4 protein-coding genes and 1 rRNA gene are annotated in these 5,147 nt (G+C 33.6%); 1 reads left to right on the top strand and 4 read right to left on the bottom strand.

Going from position 1 to position 5,147, the window contains the following annotated elements; all coding sequences use genetic code 11:
- Window positions 1-378: 378 nt before the first annotated feature.
- From BAU15_RS10655 to BAU15_RS10665, 3 genes are all read right to left on the bottom strand, one after another.
- Window positions 379-1,392 (bottom strand): hypothetical protein, encoded by a 1,014-nt coding sequence (locus BAU15_RS10655; RefSeq protein WP_161842728.1) that lies wholly within the window; start codon window positions 1,390-1,392, stop codon window positions 379-381.
- Window positions 1,385-2,311: a viral A-type inclusion protein gene (locus tag BAU15_RS10660; protein WP_161842729.1), complete on the bottom strand. Its 927-nt coding sequence runs from the start codon at window positions 2,309-2,311 to the stop codon at window positions 1,385-1,387. The genes BAU15_RS10655 and BAU15_RS10660 overlap by 8 nt, the downstream gene beginning before the upstream one ends.
- Window positions 2,312-2,553: 242 nt before the next feature.
- Window positions 2,554-3,603 carry a DUF1002 domain-containing protein gene (locus BAU15_RS10665; protein ID WP_161842730.1) on the bottom strand — a complete coding sequence of 350 codons (1,050 nt, stop codon included), beginning with the start codon at window positions 3,601-3,603 and terminating at the stop codon, window positions 2,554-2,556.
- Window positions 3,604-3,866: 263 nt separating this feature from the next.
- Here BAU15_RS10665 and BAU15_RS10670 point away from each other — a divergent pair, with 263 nt between their 5' ends.
- Window positions 3,867-4,535, top strand: coding sequence for a CPBP family intramembrane glutamic endopeptidase (locus tag BAU15_RS10670; protein WP_161842731.1), 669 nt, complete (start codon window positions 3,867-3,869; stop codon window positions 4,533-4,535).
- 532 nt (window positions 4,536-5,067) lie between these two features.
- Here the strand turns inward: BAU15_RS10670 and rrf are convergent.
- A 5S ribosomal RNA gene (rrf, locus tag BAU15_RS15955) occupies window positions 5,068-5,147 on the bottom strand; the annotation flags it as partial.

Here is a 5,147-nt window from a genome sequence, read left to right on the forward strand (position 1 = left end):
CGCTTAATCCTAACATTCGCCCTCATTACATTACTTTGTATAATACATATTATGTAAACTAAAATAAATATGAAAATATATTAGCTCAAAATAGCTTAAATTACACCTAAGACCCTCTTCTTCTAACTGTTACTATCCCTAAATATCCTGTTTTTATAGCTTATTGAGTCAATCTCTTTACCGAATCATCAAATTAAAGACAACCCACCAAGTTTATCATCATAATTTTCACAAAAGCTTCGAAAATTTAAGAACTTTTTCCATCATATACCTAAAAAGATCAAGACATCAGCCTCAATCTTTTTGGTATATTAGTGCTTATTGTTCTTTTTAACCGTTTGGTTGTTGATTAAACCATAATGAACTAGATTAATTTAATTATCTCACCATTAGCGGAACTAAGAATGGATAACTACCAAAGAAATCTAGTATTGAACGATTAATTCGTCCAGTTTGGATATCTATATTCGTATTACCTTGTTCGTTCGCTTCTACTGACAGAGACTGCTCCTTATCAAGAAGAATTTCATAGCTATAATCACCAGTTTTTTCCATGTCATACTCACTAGTAGACATAGCAATAATAAATATACTATCCAGAATATCTGCTGATAACTCGAAGGCGCTCTCTAAGTGAAGATCTAGTGGTTTGCCATTATCTAATAAGCTTGCAGCCACCTTGAATCCTAATGCCTTAAAATGAGTTAACAGTTGATTTAGCTCATGATTTAGTACTGAAAGTTGAACTGAAGAATACATGTTATCAACTGACCAATATCGAATGAGTGCCAAAACTTGATTATCATCAATAGCTACTTCCATCGATTTTAAGTCTAATTCAAACATTTCCATGTAGGCAGCCTCATATTTATTGTTGATTGGTTTCAACTTAAATCCAAATTTTAATCGGTTAGACTCACCAAGTAAATAATAAATTTGGAAGTGAACAGTCTCCCAACTATCTAGCTCAGACGTAGAATACTTTAATCCAATATGGGTTAATGGCTTTAATAATTCATACGTGATGTATTCTAATAGAGTTGCTTGAGCAATGGTCGACATTTCAGGATACTTAGAGCCATCTAATAGTAGATTTTGATAATAGCCTAGTAATTCTGGAAATTCAGATTCCATTAAAGCTTTTCTCAATTTTAAATCTGCTAATTCTGTCTCAGCAACTTGAATCATATCAACAATATTGCTTCGATTCTGCTCTTTCTTCTCGTAATAAGCAATCTCTGCTTTTGAAAGCTCCAGTTCCTTTGTAGGACTCATCTCAGCATTGTAATCATCCACTAAATCCACATCTGTAGTTTCAGCTTCATTAGGAGTGATGATTTTTTTCTCATTAATTTTTGTTTCACTCGCTTCTACTTGCTTATCCTCACTCATTCACAAAGCCCCCCTCTTCAGAATTTGCTGGTTCTTCAGTTAAATAATCATCTAGGAATGCGATAATTTTGGTACGTAACTCTTCGAATCCACCGAAATATCGTTGAATTAACCGATGTTCTTTTTCAACGATTGAGTTGTTTAACTCAACCTGTTTATACTGAGCAGCAAGTTTTTTACGTTCTTTCTCTACTTGCCCACTGCCATCAACAAAAGGCAGCCATTCAGATTTTTGATTGTTCAATGAAGCTAATTTTTTATCTAGCTCATCGACTTCTGTATCAATCTTCTTACGATTTAACAAACCTTTAGTTTCATTAATCTCATCTTTTTTCGCTTTAACAGCTTTTATTTTTTTATTAATTTCTTCAATTTTAGTTTTGCCCGCAATCATTTTCGCATCCAATTGATTCATTTGCTCTCTAATGAGTGCCAATTCAATCTCTTTATCCTCATAGTACGTATGCCATTCACTATCAATCTCAGGAAGAATGAATATTTCTGGCACAGATGCATCAATTCCGATAGTTGCCCGTTGTCGATAGTAATTACCGATTCGATAATAATTGACCGTTGTATCTACCTGGCGCTCAAAATACATAAATGGAAATACTTCTTTAAATCTTTCATGAATCTTTTGTATCAACATATGATCAATTTCATGATTTTGGTTCGAACTTCTTTTCAATTCATCTGTCAATTCACCGTTATACAATCGATAAATTGCCGGAATATTTTCTGCAGATATTGCTTCTTCAAACTCTTGCAAATCGTGAAGCAATTTACTGACATTCATACTAGCAACTTGTTTCACTTCTTTGAACGAATTCGAATGTCCCTGTAATTTCGATGCTTCAGAGTTTGTTTCTTCAACCTTAAAATCAACCAATTTATCATTTTGATTTTCTGATGTGGTCATTAAAATGGACCTCCTTTTTTTAACACTAAAATACCTCTCTCTATTTTATCATTATAATTAAAATGATTCACCTTTTAAAGTAATAGTTCTCAGAGATATCTAATGCTTAAGGCGAATATTGCACAATTTCAGCTCTATTTACAGTTAATCTGCTGTCTTTTTGAAGTAATCGTTCTAATTTTTAGCTAAAATGAGTTCATTTACAAGTAGTAAGCTTCGACGTTTGGCTTGGCATTTTCATATTAATTAAATATATCTCCAAAAAAATCAGTAATACTTGTCCATAAATTAGAGAAGAATCCTTGATTTTCATCGATTGTTCCTTTGAGTGATTCACCGAATTTTCCTAACTCGTCTCCTAATCTACTCACTGTATCTGTAAATCCTGCACTAATTTTATCTAATTGCTTGATGGATTCTTTATCTAAAACACCTGCTGTAGATTGATATTTTTCAGCTAAAGCAACGAGCTTGGTGATGTCTTCTTTAGACAAATAAGTAGATAGATTATTTTTAGTCAAAGCCTCATTGACAATTTTTTCGACCTCTGCTTTTGTGGCTAGCTCCCCTTGTTTCTCTTTTAAATCAGCCAATTCTTTTTTAATATCTACTAATGTTTGATTAAGCTGCGCTTTGTATGCTTCATCAGCTTTTGCTTGTTCATCCTCAGTCAATGATTCTGACTTATTGTCCTCTGTAGCTTGTTCGACAATCGATTTTGATAAATCAGTCGTTGTATCCAGCTCTTCTTGAGCAAGTTTTGCTCGGTCAGGGTCGACTGCTTCTCCATTAGCTTGAAATGCCTTGTAAACCCCGGTTAAGGCACTTTCACCGGTGACTTTAACCACACTTGCTACTTTTATTGTAGCATCCTTGATTCCTGCTGTGACTAATGGGTTTTTATATTGATCTGCTGTAATTAAAGTAATATTTTGTGGTGTTAGAATATCCACATTAATGCCTTTTCCCTCGTCTTCACGGTTAACAACGACGGAACTCAGCATAACACTATCATCACCACTGCCATAGCCTAAATAAGTAATTAAATCCTTTCCAGTTGCTTTTTGAGTGTTTACGGCGTTGGATTCTATCTCTAATAATTTCATTGTTTCGTTAGTCTGATCTTGGTTTAATCCTGCGCCTACAACGAAGGTTGGCTTCCCCCATCGTTCATTTATTACTGTTTCATTGCTAGAATCAGTGGCTGCTGAAGCTACTTTACTAGACATTCCGATGCAGCCAGTTAGAGAAATAATTGTTAGTGCTATTGTTAGATTTCGATTGATTTTCATTCGTGGTTCCTCCTATGTCTCATGTATTATTTCTCTCTCATCATAAGCTATATTTTTTAAATAGAGAGGCTACTCAGAGAAACTTAAGACTTTATTTATAAAAATTGAAAACTCTTAATCTTCATAATAAATCCCTAATATTTAAATATTCACTTTAATTTACATAATAAATATATGGTAACTAATATTAAAAATTTGACCTATTATGTATACTCGCTATTGCTTTATGATAAACTATATAAAAGTAGAAAGGATGTGACTCATTGACTTACGTAAAGAATTTTTTCATTGTCGTTGGACTTTTCCTATTAAGTCAATTATATGTCTTATTTATAGGCTTGGCTCTCAGATTTACTCAGGCTGCTGGTAAAATGCAAATGTCCGCGTTGTCCAATATAGCCTGTATCATTTTCATCTTATTAAGTATTTGGCTGATGATTTTTATTGCTAAGAAGCTCCATTTAATGAATTTTTCTATGGATTTCTTAACAAAGGAAAACATTAAATTTATTATCGCTGCTTTCATCTTTGCTCGATTGGTTGTCTATTTATTAAGTATTGTGATGATGTTCCAAGGAAGTGAATCCACAAAAAATGATCAAGCTATTATTGAAATGACAAAATTGATCAGCCCGGTATTATCCTTTATTATGATATCTTTCGCTGCACCAATCATGGAAGAAATAGTATTCCGCGGCGGAATCATTGGTTTATTGTTTAAAAACTATCCTATAGTAGGTGTCATCATTAGCTCCTTACTTTTCGGAAGTGTTCATCAGTCTGATAATTTCATCAGTTTTCTTATTTACACAACTATTGGTTTTGTTTTGAGCTACAGCTATTATAAAACTAAGTGCCTAGAAGTAAGTATCAGCATCCACTTTTTAAATAACCTAATTGGTGGATTGGCCATCTTATTCGGTTGGATTTAATTTTATCCAGCAAAAACTATTCCAATAAAATGGTGTGCCTCCTGTCAATAGAACGTGGAACATTTTAAAATTTTTGTGGACTACTCATCACTCATGATGGGTAGTTTTTTTGCTACTGCAAACATCAGTAAGACATTTCCAAGGCTCGTCAAGCTGTTTTATAGTAGTATTGATGGACTTTACATTGATATCGACCCTTGGTGTAATAGTTGATAAATTTTTACTGAGTGATCATGGTGAAGAGTTCTTCACGGCTAATGAATTTATGGACATAATACTCGCTTAAGAATACCTCAGAAGTCCTCCATCTTCTTTTTCCCATAACAAATACCCCTATTTAGGATCTATTTCTTTGTCCTAGATAAGGGTAGTATATAAAAGCTGGAATAGAATTTTCTGTATGCTTCTTTAATTCTTCTCAACACCTGCTGTATCGTGGGTGTATTTATCTTTAAAAAATTTAGTAGTCGTTCAGCCTGTATTTAATTGTAAAAAAAAGATATAGGAAATTTTCCTATATCTTTTTAGCTTAGCGTGGCGACGTCCTACTCTCACAAGGGGAAACCCCTCACTACAATCGGCGCTAAGAAGCTTAACTTCTGTGTTCGCCCT

This window comes from Candidatus Enterococcus huntleyi (genome assembly GCF_009933175.1).
Classification (GTDB): Bacteria; Bacillota; Bacilli; order Lactobacillales; family Enterococcaceae; genus Enterococcus_K; species Enterococcus_K huntleyi.

What these genes read in the sequence shown, in the direction of transcription:
- BAU15_RS10655 (WP_161842728.1), bottom strand. Translation starts at nt 1,392, where the DNA reads ATGAGTGAGGATAAGCAAGTAGAAGCGAGTGAAACAAAAATTAATGAG.
- BAU15_RS10660 (WP_161842729.1), bottom strand. Translation starts at nt 2,311, where the DNA reads ATGACCACATCAGAAAATCAAAATGATAAATTGGTTGATTTTAAGGTT.
- BAU15_RS10665 (WP_161842730.1), bottom strand. Translation starts at nt 3,603, where the DNA reads ATGAAAATCAATCGAAATCTAACAATAGCACTAACAATTATTTCTCTA.